This window comes from Oleiphilus sp. HI0079, assembly GCF_001635105.1.
Map to the genome: position 1 here is coordinate 1 of NZ_LWFT01000728.1, position 20,517 is coordinate 20,517.

General features: G+C 48.0%; 22 protein-coding genes and 1 pseudogene. 8 read left to right on the forward strand and 15 right to left on the reverse strand.

Annotated elements, in window-relative coordinates; genetic code table 11:
- The 3 genes from dut to A3750_RS13145 all read right to left on the reverse strand — a co-directional run.
- Positions 1–437: dUTP diphosphatase (dut, locus tag A3750_RS13135; protein WP_068548353.1), on the reverse strand; the 437-nt coding region annotated here is incomplete at its 3' end.
- Between the two features lie 2 nt (positions 438–439).
- A complete protein-coding gene (gene coaBC, locus A3750_RS13140) occupies positions 440–1,651 on the reverse strand; it encodes a bifunctional phosphopantothenoylcysteine decarboxylase/phosphopantothenate--cysteine ligase CoaBC (RefSeq protein WP_068455093.1) in 1,212 nt (403 codons plus the stop codon).
- Positions 1,652–1,733: 82 nt separating this feature from the next.
- Positions 1,734–1,943: a cold-shock protein gene (locus A3750_RS13145; protein WP_068455091.1), complete on the reverse strand. Its 210-nt coding sequence runs from the start codon at positions 1,941–1,943 to the stop codon at positions 1,734–1,736.
- 173 nt (positions 1,944–2,116) lie between these two features.
- On the opposite strand from A3750_RS13145, the gene nth reads away from it, so the two are divergent.
- The gene (gene nth, locus A3750_RS13150) at positions 2,117–2,752 is read left to right on the forward strand and encodes an endonuclease III (RefSeq protein WP_068465996.1); all 636 of its coding nucleotides are present in this window, start codon (positions 2,117–2,119) and stop codon (positions 2,750–2,752) included.
- 51 nt (positions 2,753–2,803) lie between these two features.
- On the opposite strand, the gene rpoS is transcribed toward nth, so the two are convergent.
- From rpoS to A3750_RS13205, 12 genes and pseudogenes are all read right to left on the reverse strand, one after another.
- A complete protein-coding gene (gene rpoS, locus A3750_RS13155) occupies positions 2,804–3,790 on the reverse strand; it encodes an RNA polymerase sigma factor RpoS (protein WP_068456855.1) in 987 nt (328 codons plus the stop codon).
- 83 nt (positions 3,791–3,873) lie between these two features.
- Entirely contained in the window at positions 3,874–4,605 is a 732-nt protein-coding gene (locus tag A3750_RS13160) for a peptidoglycan DD-metalloendopeptidase family protein (RefSeq protein ID WP_082863251.1), read from the reverse strand.
- A gap of 237 nt (positions 4,606–4,842) precedes the next feature.
- Complete coding sequence (locus tag A3750_RS13165) at positions 4,843–5,796, reverse strand: DUF368 domain-containing protein (RefSeq protein WP_068456849.1); 954 nt, start codon at positions 5,794–5,796, stop codon at positions 4,843–4,845.
- Positions 5,797–5,808: 12 nt separating this feature from the next.
- A complete protein-coding gene (locus A3750_RS13170) occupies positions 5,809–6,468 on the reverse strand; it encodes a protein-L-isoaspartate(D-aspartate) O-methyltransferase (protein ID WP_068456847.1) in 660 nt (219 codons plus the stop codon).
- 2 nt (positions 6,469–6,470) lie between these two features.
- Positions 6,471–7,220 (reverse strand): 5'/3'-nucleotidase SurE, encoded by a 750-nt coding sequence (surE, locus tag A3750_RS13175; protein ID WP_068456844.1) that lies wholly within the window; start codon positions 7,218–7,220, stop codon positions 6,471–6,473.
- A gap of 13 nt (positions 7,221–7,233) precedes the next feature.
- On the reverse strand, positions 7,234–8,172 hold the full coding sequence (gene truD / locus A3750_RS13180; RefSeq protein ID WP_068456841.1) for a tRNA pseudouridine(13) synthase TruD: 939 nt from the start codon (positions 8,170–8,172) through the stop codon (positions 7,234–7,236).
- Positions 8,169–8,654 carry a 2-C-methyl-D-erythritol 2,4-cyclodiphosphate synthase gene (gene ispF / locus A3750_RS26880; RefSeq protein ID WP_231871820.1) on the reverse strand — a complete coding sequence of 162 codons (486 nt, stop codon included), beginning with the start codon at positions 8,652–8,654 and terminating at the stop codon, positions 8,169–8,171. The genes truD and ispF overlap by 4 nt, the downstream gene beginning before the upstream one ends.
- A gap of 66 nt (positions 8,655–8,720) precedes the next feature.
- Positions 8,721–9,449: pseudogene (ispD, locus tag A3750_RS26885) on the reverse strand (2-C-methyl-D-erythritol 4-phosphate cytidylyltransferase); the annotation flags it as partial.
- A complete protein-coding gene (locus A3750_RS13190) occupies positions 9,409–9,690 on the reverse strand; it encodes a septum formation initiator family protein (protein WP_068456839.1) in 282 nt (93 codons plus the stop codon). The gene A3750_RS13190 and the pseudogene ispD, both read right to left, overlap by 41 nt.
- 190 nt (positions 9,691–9,880) lie before the next feature.
- Positions 9,881–11,173: a phosphopyruvate hydratase gene (gene eno, locus A3750_RS13195; protein WP_068456836.1), complete on the reverse strand. Its 1,293-nt coding sequence runs from the start codon at positions 11,171–11,173 to the stop codon at positions 9,881–9,883.
- A 34-nt stretch (positions 11,174–11,207) separates the two neighbouring features.
- Positions 11,208–12,053, reverse strand: coding sequence for a 3-deoxy-8-phosphooctulonate synthase (kdsA, locus tag A3750_RS13200; RefSeq protein ID WP_068456832.1), 846 nt, complete (start codon positions 12,051–12,053; stop codon positions 11,208–11,210).
- Between the two features lie 8 nt (positions 12,054–12,061).
- A complete protein-coding gene (locus A3750_RS13205) occupies positions 12,062–13,687 on the reverse strand; it encodes a CTP synthase (RefSeq protein ID WP_068456828.1) in 1,626 nt (541 codons plus the stop codon).
- A gap of 351 nt (positions 13,688–14,038) precedes the next feature.
- Here A3750_RS13205 and A3750_RS13210 point away from each other — a divergent pair, with 351 nt between their 5' ends.
- The 7 genes from A3750_RS13210 (at position 14,039) to A3750_RS13240 (ending at position 20,499) form a co-directional block, all read left to right on the forward strand.
- Positions 14,039–14,995, forward strand: coding sequence for a phosphate/phosphite/phosphonate ABC transporter substrate-binding protein (locus A3750_RS13210; RefSeq protein WP_068456825.1), 957 nt, complete (start codon positions 14,039–14,041; stop codon positions 14,993–14,995).
- A gap of 9 nt (positions 14,996–15,004) precedes the next feature.
- Positions 15,005–15,757, forward strand: coding sequence for a (Fe-S)-binding protein (locus tag A3750_RS13215; protein ID WP_068456823.1), 753 nt, complete (start codon positions 15,005–15,007; stop codon positions 15,755–15,757).
- Positions 15,747–17,111 carry a LutB/LldF family L-lactate oxidation iron-sulfur protein gene (locus tag A3750_RS13220; RefSeq protein WP_082863249.1) on the forward strand — a complete coding sequence of 455 codons (1,365 nt, stop codon included), beginning with the start codon at positions 15,747–15,749 and terminating at the stop codon, positions 17,109–17,111. Before A3750_RS13215 ends, A3750_RS13220 begins: the two co-directional genes overlap by 11 nt.
- Positions 17,104–17,742 (forward strand): lactate utilization protein, encoded by a 639-nt coding sequence (locus A3750_RS13225; protein ID WP_068456818.1) that lies wholly within the window; start codon positions 17,104–17,106, stop codon positions 17,740–17,742. The genes A3750_RS13220 and A3750_RS13225 overlap by 8 nt, the downstream gene beginning before the upstream one ends.
- 99 nt (positions 17,743–17,841) lie before the next feature.
- Positions 17,842–18,807: an ABC transporter substrate-binding protein gene (locus A3750_RS13230; RefSeq protein ID WP_068456816.1), complete on the forward strand. Its 966-nt coding sequence runs from the start codon at positions 17,842–17,844 to the stop codon at positions 18,805–18,807.
- A 13-nt stretch (positions 18,808–18,820) separates the two neighbouring features.
- Positions 18,821–19,711: an ABC transporter permease gene (locus A3750_RS13235; protein ID WP_068456813.1), complete on the forward strand. Its 891-nt coding sequence runs from the start codon at positions 18,821–18,823 to the stop codon at positions 19,709–19,711.
- Entirely contained in the window at positions 19,708–20,499 is a 792-nt protein-coding gene (locus A3750_RS13240) for an ABC transporter ATP-binding protein (protein ID WP_068456810.1), read from the forward strand. Before A3750_RS13235 ends, A3750_RS13240 begins: the two co-directional genes overlap by 4 nt.
- Positions 20,500–20,517 lie beyond the last annotated feature (18 nt).

The window sequence follows — 20,517 nt, forward strand, 5'->3', positions numbered from 1 at the left end:
AATCCGCCGACGCCGCGATCAGACTCCTGAAAATCTTCCACCAGTTGGAACTCAACCTGAACGACAGGAAGCACAACCAATTGCGCGATACGCTCTCCTGGCTCGATCACAAATGCCGTATTACCTCGGTTCCAACATGACACCATCAACTCACCCTGATAGTCCGAATCTATCAAACCAACTAAATTACCCAGAACAATGCCATGCTTATGCCCTAAACCGGAGCGAGGCAATATCGTGGCCGCAAGCCCCGGGTCCTCAATATAAATGGCAAGTCCTGTGGGGATCAGCTCCGTTTGCCCTGGTTCCAGTTTAATCGCATCATCCAGACACGCTCGCAAGTCGACGCCAGCGGATCCGTTCGTTGCGTATTCCGGCAAAGGAATCTGCGTTCCTATTTTTTCGTTTAGGATTTTTACTTGTAAGGCTTGTTTCATTGTTAGGATCTTTTTTCTTTTAACTGGGAATACATTCTCTCAACCAAAATCTGAGCCAAGGCAACTTTCGTGTCTACAGGCAATGTCTCAAGCCCCGTCTTGCGCACCAGCGTGACGCAATTATGGTCACTATTGAAGCCGATACTTTGATTCGATACGTCGTTCGCGATGACCAAATCAAGCGCTTTTCTCTCAAGCTTACCTTGAGCATACGCCTCTACATCATTGGTCTCAGCAGCAAAGCCGACTATTAGTCGTGACGCATTATCACCCTGAGCAACACTCGCAATGATATCCGGATTTTCTTGCAATTCTATAACCAGATTTTGATCATTTTTCTTCAATTTGCTACTAGATTGCTGAACGGGTGCGTAATCTGCAACTGCGGCAGAGCCTACAAAGATATCAAAACCTAATGCTGCCTGCTCCATTGCTGCGTCATACATTTGATGAGCACTCTCAACATCAATGCGCTGAATTTGGGGGTGCAACGAAAGTGAAACGGGCCCGGCAATAACACAAACATCAGCGCCAGCTAAGCGAAACGCATCTGCGAGAGCGAAACCCATCTTCCCGGAGCTATGGTTGGTAATATAGCGCACAGGATCAATCGCTTCTCGGGTAGGTCCAGCGGTAATAACAACCCGATGGCCCTCAAGGTGAAGATCCGCTTTTACAATCGCTCGCAGAATATCTTGAGGTTCGGTCATACGCCCTGCACCAACATCACCACAAGCCTGCTCTCCCGAATCAGGCCCAATAAGCTGTAACCTTGCGCCATATAGCTTTACGAGTGTTTCGACGTTTCGCTGCGTGACTGAATTAGCCCACATGACCTGATTCATCGCTGGAACAACAGCTAACTCTGCCTGCGTAGCTAAGACTAGAGTAGAAAGAAGATCATCCGCCAAGCCATGCGCCAAACGCGCGATGGTATTAGCGCTTGCGGGAGCAATTAGGATCAAGTCAGCCCACTTAGCAAGCTCAATATGCCCCATCCCTGCTTCAGCGCTTTCATCAAGGAGTTCGGTCGAAACCATCTCACCGCTTAGAGCCTGAAAGGTAAGCGGCTGAACAAATTCACAAGCGCCTCGCGTCATCACGACCCTGACATTCGCGCCAGCTTTTTTAAGCTGTCGACAAAGATCTGCAGATTTATAGGCAGCGATGCCGCCGGTGACGCCGAGAATAATATTTTTGTTTATTACCGACATGTTGAATTCATACTGTTCAATAAAAACAAACCCGCATTCGCAAAGCGAAAGCGGGTTTGTGGGATTAACTCTGAGTTATGTCCTATCGAGGAACAACCTGCTCAGCTTGTGGTCCTTTTTGACCTTGGCCAATAGTGAACTCAACTTCTTGACCTTCAGCTAGAGTTTTAAAACCCTCTGACTGGATGGCGCTGAAATGTACGAATACATCTGGACCACCGTTTTGCTCGATAAAACCGAAGCCTTTTGATTCGTTGAAAAATTTAACCTTACCTGTAACTCGATCTGACATAACTCATTCCTATATATAACGTAATTGAAACGCTCAAAAACTGGATATCGGTATGAGGAGAATCGAGAGGCGAAGCGCGATCGATCCAAATGTCATAAAAATAGCCGCATTTTTAAGGCTTCCATAGTTATACTAGCTGACTTTAAAAGCAAACACCAAGAATTGTTTAAGCAATGAATAAAAGCATACGCACCGAGATCTTCACTCGCTTCAAAAATGAAAACCCAAAGCCGGAAACGGAACTAAATTTCTCAAACCCGTTCGAATTACTGATTGCGGTCATCTTATCTGCTCAGGCAACGGACAAAGGCGTCAACAAGGCAACCGACAAACTATTTACCGTAGCAGACACCCCCTCAAAGATGGCGGAGCTAGGTGTAGATGGCTTGAAGGAATATATAAAGACAATCGGATTGTTCAACACCAAAGCCGAAAACGTTATCAAGACCTGCAAAATGCTGGTGGAACTACACAACTCCCAAATACCCGAAGATCGCACTGCACTTGAGGCTCTTCCCGGTGTTGGTAGAAAAACCGCCAACGTGGTTCTCAACACGGCATTTGGGCATCCAACCATGGCCGTTGACACACATATTTTCCGCGTCGCAAATCGCACCAAGATTGCGCCTGGAAAAAACGTGCTGGAAGTGGAAAAACGACTCGTTCGCTTGATACCTAAGGAGTTTTTAGTAGACGCACACCACTGGCTGATTCTTCATGGTCGATACACCTGTGTTGCACGCAAACCACGCTGTCAAAGCTGCATCATTGAGGATTTATGCGAGTTTAAAGAGAAAACCGGGGAATAAAAAACCGCCCGATGAACAAGTCAGCGGGCGGTTTCAATAACGAAAATTTGCTTACTTGAAGAGCATGTCGCCACTAAGACCCTGCTTCTCCAAAATGTCGCGCAGACGCTTCAAAGCCTCTACTTGAATCTGGCGTACACGCTCGCGCGTTAAACCAATTTCACTACCGACTTCTTCCAAAGTACTCATTTTATAACCGCGCAATCCAAAGCGACGAGAGAGCACTTCCTGCTGCTTGCCTGAAAGCTGATCTAACCAGCCATCAATCGAGCCTTGAAGGTCATTGTCTTGCAAAATCTCTGCGGGATCAGCCGCACTTTCGTCTGCGACAGTATCTAGAAGAGATTTATCTCCGTTTACACCGATTGGCGTATCTACCGAAGCAACTCGCTCGTTCAAGCCGAGCATTTTCTTAACATCAGCAACAGGCTTGTCAAGTAAGTCTGCAATTTCCTCGGCTGAAGGCTCATGATCGAGTTTTTGAGTAAGCTCACGAGCTGCTCGAAGATAAAGGTTTAGCTCTTTCACAACATGAATAGGCAAACGGATTGTTCGCGTCTGATTCATGATCGCGCGCTCAATTGTCTGACGAATCCACCAAGTCGCATACGTAGAGAAACGGAAGCCTCGCTCCGGATCAAACTTTTCTACAGCGCGAATCAAGCCTAGATTCCCTTCCTCAATCAAATCGAGGAGAGTTAGGCCACGGTTGACGTAACGTCGAGCAATCTTCACTACCAAGCGCAAGTTACTTTCAATCATGCGCTTGCGACCAGCTTCATCACCCTTCTGAGCAAGTCGCGCAAAATGCACCTCTTCTTCCGCACTCAAAAGCGGAGAAAAGCCGATTTCGTTCAAATACATTTGCGTTGCATCTAGTTGACGAGGAGCTGAAGACTCTCGCGAACTGGTGCGTCGGCTATCTATAGATGTGACGACGGAAGCCATATCCGGCTCGTCACTCACTGAATTGGTTTCCGCATTAGACTCGTAATCTAGTGCATCTGAATCAAATAAAACGTCTCTTTCTGCTGCCATCGTGCTATCTCCGCTTTTTATTGTCTATTCCGATTCCATCGAAATAACCTAGCTGTCTTCTGTACCTGATTGATCAGGCTGTTTTATCTATGTGGCAAATAGTTTTCCGGGTTTACCGGTTGGCCGTCCTTGCGAATTTCAAAGTGGAGCAGCGGCTTTTGACCTTTTCGTCCCATCCTTGCTATTCGTTGGCCTAAGCGGACTTTCTCGCCCTCTTTGACCAAAATGACCTCATTATGCCCATAGGCACTTAGGTAACGCTCGCTGTGGTTGATGATAATCAAGTTTCCATAACCCAGTAATCCGTTCCCTGCGTAGACAACTTCTCCTGAAGCCGCTGCGCGAATCTCATCACCTTCGGTACCCCCGATATCAATTCCTTTATTGATATTCCGATTGCGTGAGTTCACAGAATACTTGGCAAGTATCAGGCCAACATGTGGCCACCCCCATGTTATGTTATTGGAAATACTAGGTTTTTTATTGTTTGTACTTTTGTTACCAGAAACGGCCTGCGATTTACGTTTTGTTACATTGCTCGAGGACTTAACGCTTTTAGATGATCCAGAAGGCCGAGAACGATAAGAGTTCTCGTCCACCTCCAAGTTAATTCTTTGTCCGACAGTAAGTACATAAGGCGAGCGGATGTTGTTAGCACTTGCTAACTCTTTATAGTCACGTCCATAGCGCCAAGCGATGTTGTAGAGCGTCTCGCCAGATTGAACAATGTGCGCACCGAAATAGACAGGGGGATTGAAGTCGCGATTGTAGTAGATGTCTGGCGATGTGCACGCAGTTAATAGAAAAACGAGCAATATACATTTCGTTACATTAGCCGCAACACAATGCTTAGTGACACTTTTTTGAACTCTTGTAGGTGTAAAAGGGTTCAATATTCTGACCTCTGAAACTCACAAAAAGCACTAAAAAAAGATTTTATCATTCGCTTTAGATCTATAAAGCTCGATGCTTTATTAGGACTACAGCGTAAACCTCTATTATTAAACGACTTTTTTAAATTGAAAATAATTGAAAAAATGTTACCTAATGACTCACGCGTTCCCATTGGTAACACTAGTGCCCGAAGAGGCATCGACCAATCTCGCTATGTATGTAACGCCGGTGATCACGATAAATCCAATGCCAAACCACAGCGCCGCACTAAGAAGCTCCGGAGCAGCCCCTGTTAACTCGGCGTACCCGGAAGGAAGCACGCTCATTTGATCGAGAGGAACACTTTCTCCCTTACTATTTAAACGATAACTAATTGTGTACTTCCACGGCCAAACCTTATCAATAGACCCCAGCATTAACCCAAGCAAAAAACACAGAGTCATACCTTTATAGCGCTCAAGCATCCATGAAATAAGCCTCGCTACAAAAAGTAAGCTTAGACAACAGCCAAGCGCAAATACAGATAACACTGCTAGGTCTACATTTTTGATCGAGCCTATAATGTAGCTATAGGTTCCGATTAGAAGTAACAAAAAGCTGCCAGAAATCCCAGGCAAAATCATCGCACAAATGGCAATCGCTCCTGAGAGAAAAGCGCCTGTGAACGTATGTGGGAGACTGAACAAACTAGAACTACCCAATAGCACCGCAACAACGACACCCACGCCAAGCATGATGAATCTGCTTGCAGGCCATGCTTTTATTTCAAAACCGATCAAAATAGCTGACGCGATGATCAAACCACTAAAGAATGACCAGATTTGAATTGGGTGCGCCTCAAGGGCGAATGAAATTAACGAAGCAAACAGAAAAACGCTACTTAGAATGCCGAATAGCAAGGTCGATACGAAAACGATATCAGCTTCTGCCAAAAATCGTTTCGTGCTGCGGTGTCTTATAAAGGCAAGAAGAGCGGGCAGAAAGTGGCTAATCGCCTCTAACAAGCGCTCATAAATACCGGTTACAAATGCAATAGTGCCACCAGAAACGCCTGGCACAATATCTGCCGCACCCATCATCATTCCGCGCAAATAAACCCAAAACCAAGTCATTTGCGAACCATCCTAGCGCACAACTCCAGGAAGGAATGGCACGAACATAACCGGCTCGATCACATCCTTTATAAATTGCTCTCCTCGACGAGTGATGATCGTCAGATGTTGCTGCACATCACCAAGAGGCACAATCATTTTTCCTCCATCTTTTAGCTGCCTTAATAGCTCAATAGGTATTTCCTTTGGCGCAGCGGTCACCATAATGGCATCAAATGGCGCCTGCTCTGGCCAACCAATCCCTCCATCAGCATGTCGACTATAAATGTTTCGATAGTTAAGGCGCTGGAAACGCTCTTTCGCCTTGGCTAAAAGTGGAGAGATTCGTTCGACGGTATAAAGCTCAACCACGAGCTGAGATAAAATAGCCGCTTGATAGCCAGATCCGGTTCCCAACTCCAGTACTCGGCGAGGCGAGCTCTCCAGCAACAGCTCGGTCATTCTCGCTACAATATACGGCTGAGAAATCGTTTGGTTATGACCAATCGGAAGCGCGGTATCTTCATAGGATCGGTGAGAGAGCGCCTCATCGAGAAAAATATGGCGAGGCGTATCCGCGATCGCAGATAAAACACCTTCACTTTGTATCCCTTTCTCCCGCAATCGCTGTAAGAGTCGCATGCGCGTCCTGCGGGAAGTCATGCCGATACCTTCGATGCTCTGTTCCGCCATGATCACTGCGCTCCGTCGAGCCAGCGTTGAAGATCTGGCAACGCACTATGGCGAGTCATATCCACCTGAATAGGCGTAATTGAGACAAAGGCATGTGCAACCGCATGAAAATCGGTCCCTGGGCCGGCATCATCGCCTTCTCCAGCAACTGAGATCCAGAGCCGCTCCTTACCTCTAGGGTCAGAAAACTGCTCTGGAGGCTGGCCTTTTGCTCGATGTCCGAGTCGTGTAATTTGCATTCCCTTGAGTTGCTCATAGGGTAAATCGGGCACATTGACGTTGAGAATGGTCCGGGGTGGCAGGTTTTGAACTTCCGGTTTTTCAAGGATGTCACGAACTACGCGTGCCGCTGTTTCAAAATGCCCATGCCCACGACTTGCCAAAGAAACGGCAATCGCGGGCTTGTCTAAAAATCGCCCTTCTATGGCAGCCGCAACGGTACCCGAATACAGAACATCGTCACCCAGATTCTCATGTGTGTTAATACCGGAAACAACACGCTCAACTTCACCATCATATAGTGCAGTCAGACCAACATGCACGCTGTCAGTGGGTGTGCCATCGACACATTGAAAACCATTACGCAAGGTGGTCACTTTCAAGGGTCGAGCAAGAGTAAGTGACCCACTTGCGCCACTGTGATCTCTATCTGGCGCAACCACTCTAATTTCGGCTATTTTCGCCAGCTCATCCGCCAGAATATGCAGCCCCTCAGCATTTACACCATCATCATTTGAAAGCAGTAATTTCATGTTCGTTGTTACTTCACAGATCTGATTTGTATCGAGAAGAACCATCCTCTACCGCAACAAACTCAGCCAGCAGACTGGTCGCAAAGGCGCCGGTTCCCAACTCAAAAGACAAGACAAGCAAGTCGTCCTTAACTTCCCAACTTAAGTTTTCTGCACGCATTCTATATGGGCGCCTTGCCAAGGTCATGCGATTCTTGTGCAAGCCAGCGACCAATTCCGTAAAGCGATCAAAGAAAGCGTCTTCATCCGGAGTTATTGGCGCCACACCTTCGACAGGGTCACCATAGAGTGGCCCTTCGCCGTCCAGCCATGTGCCCTCTTTCACTTTATCCGAAAGCATGAGGTTAAACAGATAAGACCTCGCGGCGGAAAGATAGAACGAACGTTGCGAACGCGAAACTTTAATTTCTCCTCGAAACCATTGTTTTGCGCGCTCTAAGTTCTGAGATTCACGACCAAATCGCTGAACCCCAAAGTAGTTTGGATACCCCCTACTTTTTATATCGGACAACGTATCCACAAGCGACAATGGGTTCGATAATCCCCTTACAGTGATGCGAAAGGCGTTGCCGCGATGCTCGCCGCGCCTTAATTTTCGCATATGGCGACCTGACTTTATGAGCCTTACACCTTCGATGCCTTCTAGTAAGCGCAAATCCTCAAAATGCTGGTTTCGCACATATATGCTGAACCACTGCCGGGTAACCGCCCAACGATCTTTAAGGCCTGAAAAACCAACATCCATCGGACGGACCTTGAAGACGCTCGCAAGCTGCTTTGCTACATACTCCGTATTTTGGCCTACCTTCTCGACAAATAAATACAGGTGCTCACCGTCTCCAGACAACGCCAGATCTAGTAGCTCCTCTACATAAAAATCTTCCGGCTGAAGCTTAATCACACCGTTCATCAATGGCCGCGCGTTAGCGCGGCACAAGTCTGGTAAACTCATTGACCACCAACCAGCAGAGTGCTCGCCTGACAAGCAATCCCTTCTTTGCGACCGGTGAATCCTAATTTCTCGGTGGTCGTCGCTTTGACGCTCACCCGCTCAATGGGCAATTCAAGATCTTCTGCAATAGCAGACCGCATTGCCTCGATATGCGGTGCCATCTTCGGCGCCTGAGCAATAATGGTAGAATCAATATTCTGCACCTTAAATCCATTCTCACGCACAAGACAAAAAACACCCCGAAGCAGTGCCCGGCTATCGGCGCCCTCCCATTCAGGGTCTGTGTCAGGAAAGTGATGACCTATGTCACCCAAAGCAAGCGCTCCAAGCAAGGCATCACATATAGCATGTAACAGAACATCACCATCGGAATGCGCTTTTAAGCCTTGATTATGCGGAATCTTTACGCCACCTAAGGTAATCGAATCTCCATCCTCAAAAGCATGGACATCATATCCACTGCCAATTCGTATATCGCTCATATCATTTACGTTCTCTGATATATTTTTAAGCCTCGACTTTTCGCGAATCACACCCCGCTCGACAACCATGAGGTCTTCAGGATGAGTCACTTTAATATTGGTCCCTTTTCCTTGCACTAGTCGCGGGGTAAGGCCTGACTGCTCTATTGCCGAAGACTCATCCGTAATTTCCCAATCGTGCGCTATCCCCTTGCTCAGGGCTTCGACAAGTAGTGAGTGACGGAACACCTGCGGAGTTTGTGCCCTCCATAGAGAAGAGCGGTCTACGGTCGTCAGCTCGCCTTCAAGGCTCGCTATCTTCATCGTGTCAGTACAAGGCAATACGAGCAATGCACCAATATCGGTCTGAAGAAGAGTATCTTCCAGTTCATGAATTTCGCTGCTCGATATAAGTGGACGAGCCGCATCATGCACCCATATCCAGTCATCTTTCGAGGCTTGTGAGGCAAGAGCTTTCAACCCAGCAAGCACTGTTTCTGCCCTTTCCGTGCCGCCAATATAAGAGGTTATCGGTGTCTCGCACTCAATCGTAAGAGAGGCAAAGTACTGATCATCAGGGTGAAGACCAATAAATACTCCGTCAAAACGCTTCGCAGAAGCCATCGCCTCAATCGTCGTTTGCAGAATGCTCTTCTCGTGAATTTTCAGATATTGTTTTGGTAGGTCAGCGGCCATTCGTGATCCAATGCCCGCTGCTGGAATGATAAGCCAGTGTTTCGGCTCAGGGTTGCCTATCGCCATGTAGATGCTTTCGCTAATGATCGTTAAGATTGACCACCATAAAGAAGGTCTCATTTCGACCAATCATACCAAGATCAAGACGCGCGCGCTCTTCAATCACGTCAAAGCCCTTTTTCAGGTTTGTTACTTTTGCATCAAGGCGTCCATTACGCTGCTCAAGCACAGTATTTTGCGCTTGCAAGACCTCTACTTGGTCCTGCAATTGCCAAACTTCCATTATGCCGCCTTCCCCGACCCATAACCGCGCCTGTAGCGCGATTGTCGCTAGCAACAAGAATCCCCACAACAACTTCATTTTGGAACTCGATAATAATCTTAAATAGGTGAACAGAAAATCTTAAGTATTAGTTCAGACTAGCCCACACCTTTAAATACCGCTAACCCGTTTTGAACTCTAAAACATGTCGATATTGACATAATTTTGTACTGGCCAAAGCAAAAAAAAGGGCTATACAGCCCTTTTTAAAGCAACAATCTGGCTCGGCTTATTGCCCCTTAATCTCCGAGCGACCTTTATATGGCGCCTTTGAGCCAAGCTGCTCTTCAATTCGCAGCAAACGGTTGTATTTCGCAACCCGATCAGAGCGACATAGCGAGCCAGTTTTGATCTGACCAGCGCACGTGCCTACCGCTAGATCAGCGATCGTGGTGTCTTCTGTTTCGCCCGAACGATGCGAGATCACAGCCGTGTAACCTGCGTCTTTCGCCATCTGGATCGCATCCAGGGTCTCACTCAAACTACCGATCTGGTTAAACTTGATAAGAATCGAGTTTGCGATGCTCTTATCGATGCCTTCCTGAAGAATCTTGGTATTTGTAACGAACAAGTCATCACCAACCAATTGCACTTTATCGCCCAGACGTTCCGTCTGATACTTCCAGCCATCCCAATCTGACTCATCTTGACCATCTTCAATCGATACGATCGGGTAAGCGTCACACAAATCTGCAAGGTAGTCGCTAAAGCCTTCGGCAGTAAACACTTTGCCTTCGCCACTCAGATCGTATTTTCCGTCTTTAAAAAATTCAGACGATGCACAGTCTAAAGCCAGCGTAATATCGTCGCCCAGCGTATAACCTGCATCAGCAACCGCCGTCTTGATCACAGCGAGCGCATCTGCGTTGGACGCAAGGTTCGGCGCAAAACCACCTTCATCACCTACAGCCGTATTCAAACCCTGCGCTTTCAACACTTTCTTCAACGCATGGAAGATCTCAGCACCTGCTCGCAATGCTTCAGCAAAACTTGGCGCAGAAACTGGTTGAACCATGAATTCCTGAATATCGACGTTATTATCCGCGTGTTCACCACCATTAAGGATATTCATCATCGGAACTGGCATGGAGTATTGGCCCGCCGTGCCATTTATCTCAGCGATATGCTCGTATAGCTCTACACCTTTCGCTTGTGCGGCAGCTTTTGCTGCGGCCAACGAAACCGCCAAAATTGCGTTGGCGCCTAGATTAGCTTTATTCTCAGTGCCATCAAGATCAATCATAATCTGATCAAGCGCGCGCTGTTCCGTTACGTCTTTACCAATTAGCGCTTCGCGAATATCACTATTGATGCCCGCGACCGCCTTCAATACGCCTTTACCTAGGTAACGAGACTTATCGCCGTCACGCAGTTCGAGTGCTTCACGAGAGCCAGTTGACGCACCGGATGGTGCACAGGCTGTCCCTACAACGCCAGACTCTAGGATGACATCCGCTTCAACAGTCGGGTTGCCTCGCGAGTCCATAACCTCGCGACCTTTAATATCTGCGATCTGATACATGTACTTTTTCTCCAACTAATACTAAATGGCCCGCTTAAGCGGTGTCCAAAGGTTTAAAACTTTTAACTAATTCATCAATGGCTTTTACACGCGCCAAAAATGGCTCAAGCTGCTCCAAACGCAGGGCACAAGGCCCATCACACTTGGCCTGATTTGGCTCAGGGTGCGCTTCCAAAAACAATCCTGCCAAGCCCTGTGACATGCCAGCTAATGCTAAGTCGGTCACTTGCTCTCGGCGACCACCCGCCGAGTCTGGACGGCCCCCAGGTTGTTGTAGCGCGTGCGTTACATCGAAAAACACAGGATACTCAAAACGCTTCATCACTCCGAATCCGAGCATATCTACAACCAAATTGTTGTAACCGAAGCTAGAGCCTCGTTCACATAAAATCAGTTGATCATTGCCCGCCTCGACACATTTTTTCAATATGTGTTGCATCTCTTGAGGAGCGAGAAATTGCGCTTTTTTGATATTAATAACGGCATCGGTTTGCGCCATGGCGCTGACCAAATCAGTCTGCCGGGACAAAAACGCCGGCAACTGAATAATGTCACAGACTTCCGCCACCGGAGCAGCCTGATGCGGCTCATGAACATCAGTGATGACAGGCACACCAAACTCAGCTTTGATGTCCTCAAAAATACGCAAGCCTTCCTCTAAACCTGGCCCGCGAAAGGAGTGAATAGAAGAACGATTCGCCTTGTCAAACGAAGCCTTGAACACATAGGGAATACCAAGCTTTTCAGTGACTTCGACATACTTCGCAGCAATTTGCATTGCCAAATCACGCGATTCGAGCACATTCATACCGCCAAACAGAACAAATGGTCTGTCATTGGCGATTTCAATATCGCCAACTTTAACAATCTTCTGGGCCATGCTATTGCCTATTTAGCCTTGTTTTTCATTGCCGCTTTCACAAAGCCTTCAAAAAGACCATGACCGTCTCGTGGCGTCGATGTAAATTCAGGGTGGAACTGACAAGCCACGAACCAAGGATGATCTGGCACTTCCACAACCTCGACCAAAGCCCCGTCAGAAGAACGACCAGATACAATCAGCCCCGCATCTTTTAGCTTAGGAAGAAGATTATTGTTCACCTCGTAACGATGACGGTGACGCTCATTCACACGCGCTTTTCCATACGCATTAGCCGCATTTGAACCCGGCTCTAAATGACACTCTTGAGAACCCAGGCGCATGGTTCCACCCAAATCAGAAGAATCAGAACGCTGCTCAACTGCACCACTCTGGTCCTTCCACTCCGTGATTAAACCGACAACGGGGTAATCACTCTTAGCATCAAACTCGGTACTATTTGCACCATCGAGGCCCGCGACGTGTCGCGCAAACTCAATAACAGCCACCTGCATGCCAAGACAAATCCCCAGGTAAGGGACTTTGTTCTCGCGCGCGTATTTCACTGTCTGAATCTTGCCTTCTACACCTCGATTTCCAAAACCGCCAGGCACCAGAATGGCATCAACATCTTCAAGCTGCTTAGTGCCTTCATCAATAATGGTTTCTGAATCAACGTAGCGAATCTTCACTTTTGTTCGGTTTCTTAAACCTGCATGCTTCAGTGCCTCGATGAGGGACTTATACGCATCAAGCAATTCCATGTATTTGCCGACCATGGCAATCGTCACTTCGTGCTCTGGGTTTGCTTCAGCTTCAACCACCTCGTCCCATTCGCTCAAATCTGCTTGCTCACATTCAAGGTTAAAGCGCTCACAAATAATGTTATCTAGGCCACGCTCGTGCAGCATCCGTGGAATCAGATAGATACTATTTGCATCTTGAAGAGGAATAACGGCGCGTTCTTCTACGTTAGTAAACAGCGCGATTTTTCGGCGGGAGGAGTCATCTATCTCGTGATCAGAGCGGCATACCAAAATGTCAGGCTGAATACCGATAGAGCGCATTTCTTTAACAGAATGCTGTGTTGGCTTGGTTTTCGTTTCACCAGCAGTCGCAATATAAGGAACCAACGTAAGGTGCATAAACATTGCGCGGTTTGAGCCAACTTCTATTTTTAGCTGACGAACCGCTTCAAGAAAGGGTTGCGACTCGATATCACCAACGGTGCCGCCGATTTCTACCAACGCAACATCATAACCACTCGCGCCCTCGACAACACGACGTTTGATCTCATCTGTAATGTGAGGAATAACCTGAACGGTTCCGCCCAAATAATCACCGCGACGCTCTTTACGAATAACGTCTTCGTAAACCCGTCCGCTAGTAAAGTTATTACGCTTGGTCATTTTGGTGCGTATGTAACGCTCATAATGCCCAAGATCCAAATCGGTTTCTGCTCCATCTTCGGTAACAAAAACCTCACCGTGCTGAAACGGGCTCATCGTGCCAGGATCAACATTAATATACGGGTCTAGTTTGAGCATTGTGACTTTTAAACCACGTGCTTCCAAAATAGCTGCAAGAGAGGCCGAAGCTATCCCTTTACCCAACGAAGAAACCACACCACCAGTGACGAATATAAAGCGTGTCATGTAAACCCTGTCAATCTCTCTGACTCAACCAATCACACGCCCAAACGGAAAAGAAGGACGCTCTAAAGTGACTACCAAACTACTAGTAAACTGCTATAAAAAACTTACGAGAAGGGATGAGATTTTGCACCTCAATGATGGGACGTCAGAGTACCAGAATATCGACCCCGTCACAAACTAAATTCCCTCGTTTGCAGTTGTTTACAGACGCAAGTTCATGGGCGCGAAGTGTAGTCGAGATCAATAGCGCACGCCATTATTTGCAGACCACGTATTATTAAGTAAAGCGAGTTCAGTGCTAAACTGCGCGCTCACTCTCAATTACTCCAGATTTGTACCAAAACAAGCTGAATGAAACCTCTCCCCTTACATCTAAATATCTTATTACTGCTTTTAGTGGGCATGACCTCATTCAGCCACGCGCAGGGTTTGAGCCTTGCCATTACGCCTGAAGCACCCAATCCGGCACCGGTATATGACAAGCGCTTCGAAAATGCCGAGAGCAAGGTGTTAAAAACACGCGTCGTATATGAAACAAGGAGGGATTCGCCATCTCGAGCCCAGGTATGGCAACAACTCACAAAACAACTTGAATCCAAAACTGGATTGCAACTTAACCTGGAATTACCCAAGAGCCAATTGGAGTTTGAACGAAACCTCGCGCAGGGAAAATATGATATTGCCTACACAACCCCTTTGCAGTTCTTATCCGCCTCCGAAGCTCAGAACTACCGGGCATTGGCAAAGCGAAAAGCACAGCCACTCCGCGCCTTGATTGTCGTCAAACGACTCGATTCAGCGCGCACTCTGAGGGATATCGAGAACGACATAACCGGTTTTGATTCCGTACTAAATTACACTTCAAGTATTATTCCGCGCTTTAGTCTGCGGCGACTCGGTATTGAACTACCAATGCAGCTTTTCAAAGATGAGACAGCAACGATGGACGCACTCACAAACGGACAAGTGCGCGCAATCAGCATCGCTGAATCAAGTTTTTATGCCTTGTCACCGGACCGGCAAGAACAGCTGAAAGTTCTTTGGGAAACACCCGGCTTTGCTCCATTTGCTTTTATCACCCATCCTAGAGTACCTTTTTACTCAATCAACAAGCTGCAACGCGCGATGGTGAATCTGAACAGGCGTGGACGCAATCAAGATCTCATTGAGCAACTGGGAGCAAGAAACGGCTTTGAAGTTGCACGCAACAGTGATTGGCTTGATGCACGTAGCATCGATCTGGATGCGTTAAACGTCCGCTTACCGCTAGTCAAATCTGGCCCGGAGCAATCAACCTCGCAAGAATAGAGGAGTAGTATGAGCAAACAGGTTTATTTCTTCTCCACGTGCCTTGTCGAGCACCTGTTTCCCAAGGTAGGAATGGACTGTGTAGCCCTGCTTGAACTGGCAGGTTTTGAGGTTGTTCTTCCAGAATATCAAAGTTGCTGTGGTCAGCCCGCCTACAACTCTGGCGCAAACTTGGAAGCAAAGAATGTAGCGACCAAAACAATTGACCTGCTCTCCAAGCTCGACATACCGGTCATAGTTCCTTCGGCCTCCTGCGCAGACATGCTTGTTTCACATTACCCAAGAATATTTGCTTCAGACAAAACCTATAAAAAGAAAGCACAGGACCTGGCAGAGCGATGCCATGAGGCCATCCGTTTCGTACTACCGCATCTGCCCGAGCTCTTACCTCCTGCTGAAGAATCAAAGACTCCAAACCAACGGCTACATATTTCTTGCTCTGCCCGAAGGGCTGTCGATAGCGCCGCAGCATGGCAGCAGGCCGCCACCTATCTATCTATGAGCGCGGAGGAGCCAGAGTATGCACAAGAGTGCTGCGGATTTGGCGGCACCTTTTCAGTGAAAGCGCCTGAAGTTTCCAGCGCAATGGCAGATGATAAAGTAAACCACCTGAGCGCGAATGGTGTCAGGCAATTTGTCAGCGGCGATTGCGGCTGTTTGATGCATCTAAATGGGTATAGCGAAAAACAGGAAATCAAACTTAAAGGCTCGCATCTTGCAACAGCACTGGCTCAATCCTATGGAGTCAGCTATGAAAAATGAATTTCGCATCCGAGCTGTGGATGCGCTGGCCGACACGGAGTTACGGCACAATTTTCGTGGCGCGATGGACTTCCTCCAAAGCAAACGAGCCTCGGCTTTTGCAAACACAGACCTGAATGCTCTGCGCAACGAAGGCGCTGCAATACGCAGATCTGTTTTAGAACAACTTCCAGAGCTTTTAGAGCAGCTCGAAGAAAGCTGCAGGCAAAAAGGCATTCAAGTGCATTGGGCGCGCAACGCCCAGCATGCCCGCACAATTATTGGTGACATCGCCCAAACCAATCATGTAAAGCATGTAGTTAAAGGCAAGTCGATGGCGACAGAAGAGATCGAACTTAATCAACATCTAGAATCTCTTGGCGTTCAATGCATCGAATCTGACATGGGTGAATACATCGTGCAGCTTGATCACGAGACACCATCACACATCATTATGCCGGCCATCCACAAATCAAAAGAACAAATTGCCCGTTTATTTACACGAGAACTCAATGAGAATACGGAGGACGCTAGTGTTGACGACCTCATTGGTATCGGGCGAAAGGCACTGCGCCAACAATTTAAAGACGCCGATATGGGTGTGAGCGGTGTTAATTTCGCGATAGCGGAGACCGGGTCGTTATGCTTGGTCGAAAACGAGGGAAACGGCCGCATGTCAACAGGCATCCCTAGAATTCATGTAGCACTCATGGGTATCGAAAAAGTGGTACCGAGCTTTAAGGAAATACCACCGCTGCTTACTTTGCTCACCGGTTCTGCGACAGGGCAATTGATCACAACTTATTTCAACATCATCAACTCGCCTCGCAAAGCGGATGAAATCGACGGCCCCGAGCAGGTCCACCTCGTCCTTCTCGATAACGGGCGCAGTGAAATGTATATGGATGATCATTTAAGTGAGACGCTCGCGTGTATTCGCTGCGGAGCGTGCATGAATCATTGTCCGGTATATACGCGTATAGGAGGGCATGCGTACGGCAGTACTTATCCAGGCCCGATAGGACAAGTCGTCATGCCTCAGATAGAAGGCCTGAGCGAAAAAGGTGATTTACTGGATGCATGCTCGTTAAACGGCGCCTGCGGTGAGGCCTGCCCGGTGAACATCCCGTTGCCCAATCTAATAAGAAGTCTGCGCGAGAAACGCCTAGAGCCTAACAAAATAGAACGTTTTGGCTGGAAAGTATGGGCGCTGCTCTACCGAAATATCTACCTACATTCACTCCTCTCTTTTGGCGCAAAGCTGGCGCACTATCTGCCGTTTCCAAAACCCGCATCTTGGACTAGCACTCGCACCTTTCCAAAACCCGCAACTGCAAGTTTCTCCGAATTAATGCGAGCACGTAAAAATGACTGATTCCGCAAAGCAACATATTTTGGGCAACCTGAGGCGTGCCAAAGCCAAGAGTGCTTCGCAACGAGGGAGCACGATCCCCGACAACACAGCAAGGCAACCTGACATTGCGCTCTTCAAACAACTACTCCGTCAAAACCATGCTGAAGTGCATGAAGTCACCGAAGAGCATTTAGGCACGAGCATCGACGAGTGGCTCAACACAGAGCAACTTAAAGGCGCCGTAGCGGTTGCAGAGCACCCAGATTTAACGGACTTAAAGCTGCAATTAACAGACGACTTGAGCTTGGTTGACATAGGCGCGCTCGACAAAACTGTATTGTTCGATACGGTAACACTCAGCATCTGTTTCGCCGATGGCGGAGTCGCTGACAAAGGCGCCCTTATCGTGAAAGCGAACGCGCAACAACCTCGAAGCCTAAGCCTTGTTCCTCCGATCAGCATCTTGGTCATCAAAAAACATACGATTTTAGACAGCCTCACGTCGGCTTTTGACAGCTCTCTGTTCGATCCTCAAACCCTCCCGAGCAACCTCGTTTTTATTTCCGGCCCCTCTAAAACCGCTGACATACAGCAGACTCTTGCTTATGGAGCGCACGGACCAAAGCGACTTATTGTGTTTCTACTAACTTAGGCGGATAATTTTCTGCTTCGCTATTGAGCGGCTTTAGGTAGCGCAAAGAAGATCCGTATTCAATAAGCACAACAAAAACAGAAATTGATAAGGAACTATATGAACATTTCAAAAACTCTAGCGCTTGCATGCGCCTTCTTAGCAGTAGTCATGAGCGGTCACGCATCAGCTGAAGAAAAACACGTTTCTATCACTCAAATCGTCGAACATCCCGCTCTAGACTCCGTTCGTCAGGGTGTAAAAGACGTCCTTGCAGAAGCAGGCTATAGAGAAGGCGAAAACCTTAAGTGGGAGTACCAAAGCGCTCAGGGAAATCCAACAACCGCTGCACAGATTGCCAAAAAATTTGCGGGTAGCAATCCCGATGTTATCGTCGCAATTGCAACGCCGTCCGCACAAGCAATGGTGGCTTCTGCTCGAAGCAGCAATATTATCTTCAGTGCAGTAACAGACCCTGTTGGCGCCAAGCTCGTGAAGGCTTGGGATAAACCAAGCCCGCGCGTATCAGGCGTTTCAGATCTAACGCCCGTCGATAAGCACATGGCTTTAGTGAAGGAAATCGTGCCATCAGCCAAAAAACTAGGGGTGATTTATAACCCGGGCGAAGCAAACTCTGTGTCACTTGTCGAACTTGTTAAAAAGCATGCGCCTGAGCAAGGCCTCGACGTCGTTGAAGCTGCATCGCCAAAATCGGCCGACGTGCAAACGGCAATGCGCTCTCTTGTCGGCAAAGTAGATGCGATTTATCTGCCTACAGACAACACGGTGATTTCAGCCCTCGAAGGCGTTCTAAAAATTGCTGAACAAACAGACATCCCGGTCATCGCAGCAGACACCGACAGTGTTAAACGCGGCGCGATTGCAGCACTTGGCTTCAACTACTACGATGTCGGCCGTCAAACTGGCGCCATGGTGGTAGAAGTCCTAAACGGCAAGGCACCTGGAGATCTTCCGGTACAAGGTGTCGACAAGACCGAACTCTATTTAAACCCCGGTGCGGCGGCAGCTATGGGCATAGAGCTTCCAGCATCACTAACAAAACGTGCGAAAGAGATTATCCAGTAATTAAGGTTTAAAAATGATTAGCAGCTTTGCGTTTTTTGGCGCACTCGAGACAGGGTTCATCTTTGCGCTAGTAGCGCTCGGAATATTTATCTCATTTCGGATACTAGATTTTCCCGACCTCACTGTCGATGGATCATTTCCGCTCGGTGCGGCGGTTGCAGCTAGCGCAATTGTCGGCGGAATAAACCCTTGGTTAGCAACACTCATGGCCTGTGTGGCAGGTTCTGCCGCAGGCGTTGTTACCGCGCTTTTAAATGTAAAGCTGAACATCCTTCATCTGCTCGCATCTATACTCACCATGATTGCGCTGTATTCAATCAATCTGAGAATTATGGATGGACCAAACAAGGCTCTACTTGGAGTGGAGACCCTCCTCAGCCCTTTAGATAATCTAACCGTCCCCTACTACATTGCCTATCCAATTGCCTTTGGGGTTCTCGCTTTCATTGCGCTCGGCTTGCTTGTCGCATTCTTGAAAACCGAAATTGGGCTTGCCATGCGAGCAACAGGCTCAAATCCCCGTATGGCAAAGGCCAACGGTGTAAACACGAGCCTGATGATCGTGCTGGGCATGGCACTTTCCAATGCCTTGGTTGCGCTCGCCGGAGCCTTATTTGCACAAAGCCAGGGAAGCGCCGACGTGACGATGGGGGTAGGTGTCATTGTAATTGGCCTCGCGTCTGTCATTGGGGGAGAAGCGCTTATTTCCACTCGAACCATTCTGCTTTGGGCTCTGGCCTGCGTTGTCGGTTCCATTCTATACAGGCTGGTGATCGCGTTTGCACTCAATGGCGATGTCTTAGGACTAAAAGCACAAGACCTCAACTTAATCACCGCCGTACTCGTCACCCTTGCGATCGTCATGCCAAATATTAAATCGAAGTTTAAGGCGGCCAAAGCATGATCGATATCAACGACCTTAAAATTACGTTTAATCCGGGGACTCCGCTTGAGAATCAAGCGCTTAAAGGTGTCGATTTGCACATTCCTGAAGGTCAGTTCGTTACGGTAATTGGTAGCAATGGTGCAGGAAAATCAACGCTCTTGAACGCACTTGCGGGAGAATTCCTCAGCCCGCAAGGCTCAATTCAGCTAGACGGCAAAGAAATAAGCCAATGGCCTGTTGAAAAACGCGCACCGCTAATCGCCCGCGTCTTCCAAGACCCGTTAATGGGTACCTGCGAAGATTTAACGATTGAAGAGAATCTCGCACTTGCACAAGCCCGAACAAAAACACGCGGTTTAGGCATTGCTGCCAAAAGGCAATACCGCAATCGCTTTATGGACAAGCTCAAGCTGCTGCAACTTGGACTGGAGAAGCGCCTTGATGACAAAATAGGCCTTCTATCAGGAGGTCAAAGGCAGGCCGTTAGCCTACTCATGGCTTCGCTGCAGCCAATGAAGCTCCTGCTGCTCGACGAGCATACGGCAGCCCTCGACCCGAAAACGGCAACTTTTATATTAGAGCTAACACAAAACATTGTTAGTGAGTCCCAACTTACTGCGCTTATGGTGACGCACAGCATGTCACAAGCACTCTCCGTTGGCGATCGAACGATCATGCTACATCAGGGAAAATTGGCTTTAGATGTACACGGCGATCACCGCAAAGGACTCACCACGCAGGACCTTCTTGATCAGTTTCATAAGAACTACGGTGCCATCGATGACGATGCCCTGCTATTGAATTAACGCTCTAGGGCCAACAAG

Coding starts and splice junctions, on each gene's coding strand:
- coaBC (WP_068455093.1), bottom strand. CDS start 1,651: ATGTCGGTAATAAACAAAAATATTATTCTCGGCGTCACCGGCGGCATC.
- A3750_RS13145 (WP_068455091.1), bottom strand. CDS start 1,943: ATGTCAGATCGAGTTACAGGTAAGGTTAAATTTTTCAACGAATCAAAA.
- nth (WP_068465996.1), top strand. CDS start 2,117: ATGAATAAAAGCATACGCACCGAGATCTTCACTCGCTTCAAAAATGAA.
- rpoS (WP_068456855.1), bottom strand. CDS start 3,790: ATGGCAGCAGAAAGAGACGTTTTATTTGATTCAGATGCACTAGATTAC.
- A3750_RS13165 (WP_068456849.1), bottom strand. CDS start 5,796: ATGACTTGGTTTTGGGTTTATTTGCGCGGAATGATGATGGGTGCGGCA.
- A3750_RS13170 (WP_068456847.1), bottom strand. CDS start 6,468: ATGGCGGAACAGAGCATCGAAGGTATCGGCATGACTTCCCGCAGGACG.
- surE (WP_068456844.1), bottom strand. CDS start 7,220: ATGAAATTACTGCTTTCAAATGATGATGGTGTAAATGCTGAGGGGCTG.
- truD (WP_068456841.1), bottom strand. CDS start 8,172: ATGAGTTTACCAGACTTGTGCCGCGCTAACGCGCGGCCATTGATGAAC.
- ispF (WP_231871820.1), bottom strand. CDS start 8,654: ATGAGCGATATACGAATTGGCAGTGGATATGATGTCCATGCTTTTGAG.
- A3750_RS13190 (WP_068456839.1), bottom strand. CDS start 9,690: ATGAAGTTGTTGTGGGGATTCTTGTTGCTAGCGACAATCGCGCTACAG.
- eno (WP_068456836.1), bottom strand. CDS start 11,173: ATGTATCAGATCGCAGATATTAAAGGTCGCGAGGTTATGGACTCGCGA.
- kdsA (WP_068456832.1), bottom strand. CDS start 12,053: ATGGCCCAGAAGATTGTTAAAGTTGGCGATATTGAAATCGCCAATGAC.
- A3750_RS13205 (WP_068456828.1), bottom strand. CDS start 13,687: ATGACACGCTTTATATTCGTCACTGGTGGTGTGGTTTCTTCGTTGGGT.
- A3750_RS13210 (WP_068456825.1), top strand. CDS start 14,039: ATGAAACCTCTCCCCTTACATCTAAATATCTTATTACTGCTTTTAGTG.
- A3750_RS13215 (WP_068456823.1), top strand. CDS start 15,005: ATGAGCAAACAGGTTTATTTCTTCTCCACGTGCCTTGTCGAGCACCTG.
- A3750_RS13220 (WP_082863249.1), top strand. CDS start 15,747: ATGAAAAATGAATTTCGCATCCGAGCTGTGGATGCGCTGGCCGACACG.
- A3750_RS13225 (WP_068456818.1), top strand. CDS start 17,104: ATGACTGATTCCGCAAAGCAACATATTTTGGGCAACCTGAGGCGTGCC.
- A3750_RS13230 (WP_068456816.1), top strand. CDS start 17,842: ATGAACATTTCAAAAACTCTAGCGCTTGCATGCGCCTTCTTAGCAGTA.
- A3750_RS13235 (WP_068456813.1), top strand. CDS start 18,821: ATGATTAGCAGCTTTGCGTTTTTTGGCGCACTCGAGACAGGGTTCATC.
- A3750_RS13240 (WP_068456810.1), top strand. CDS start 19,708: ATGATCGATATCAACGACCTTAAAATTACGTTTAATCCGGGGACTCCG.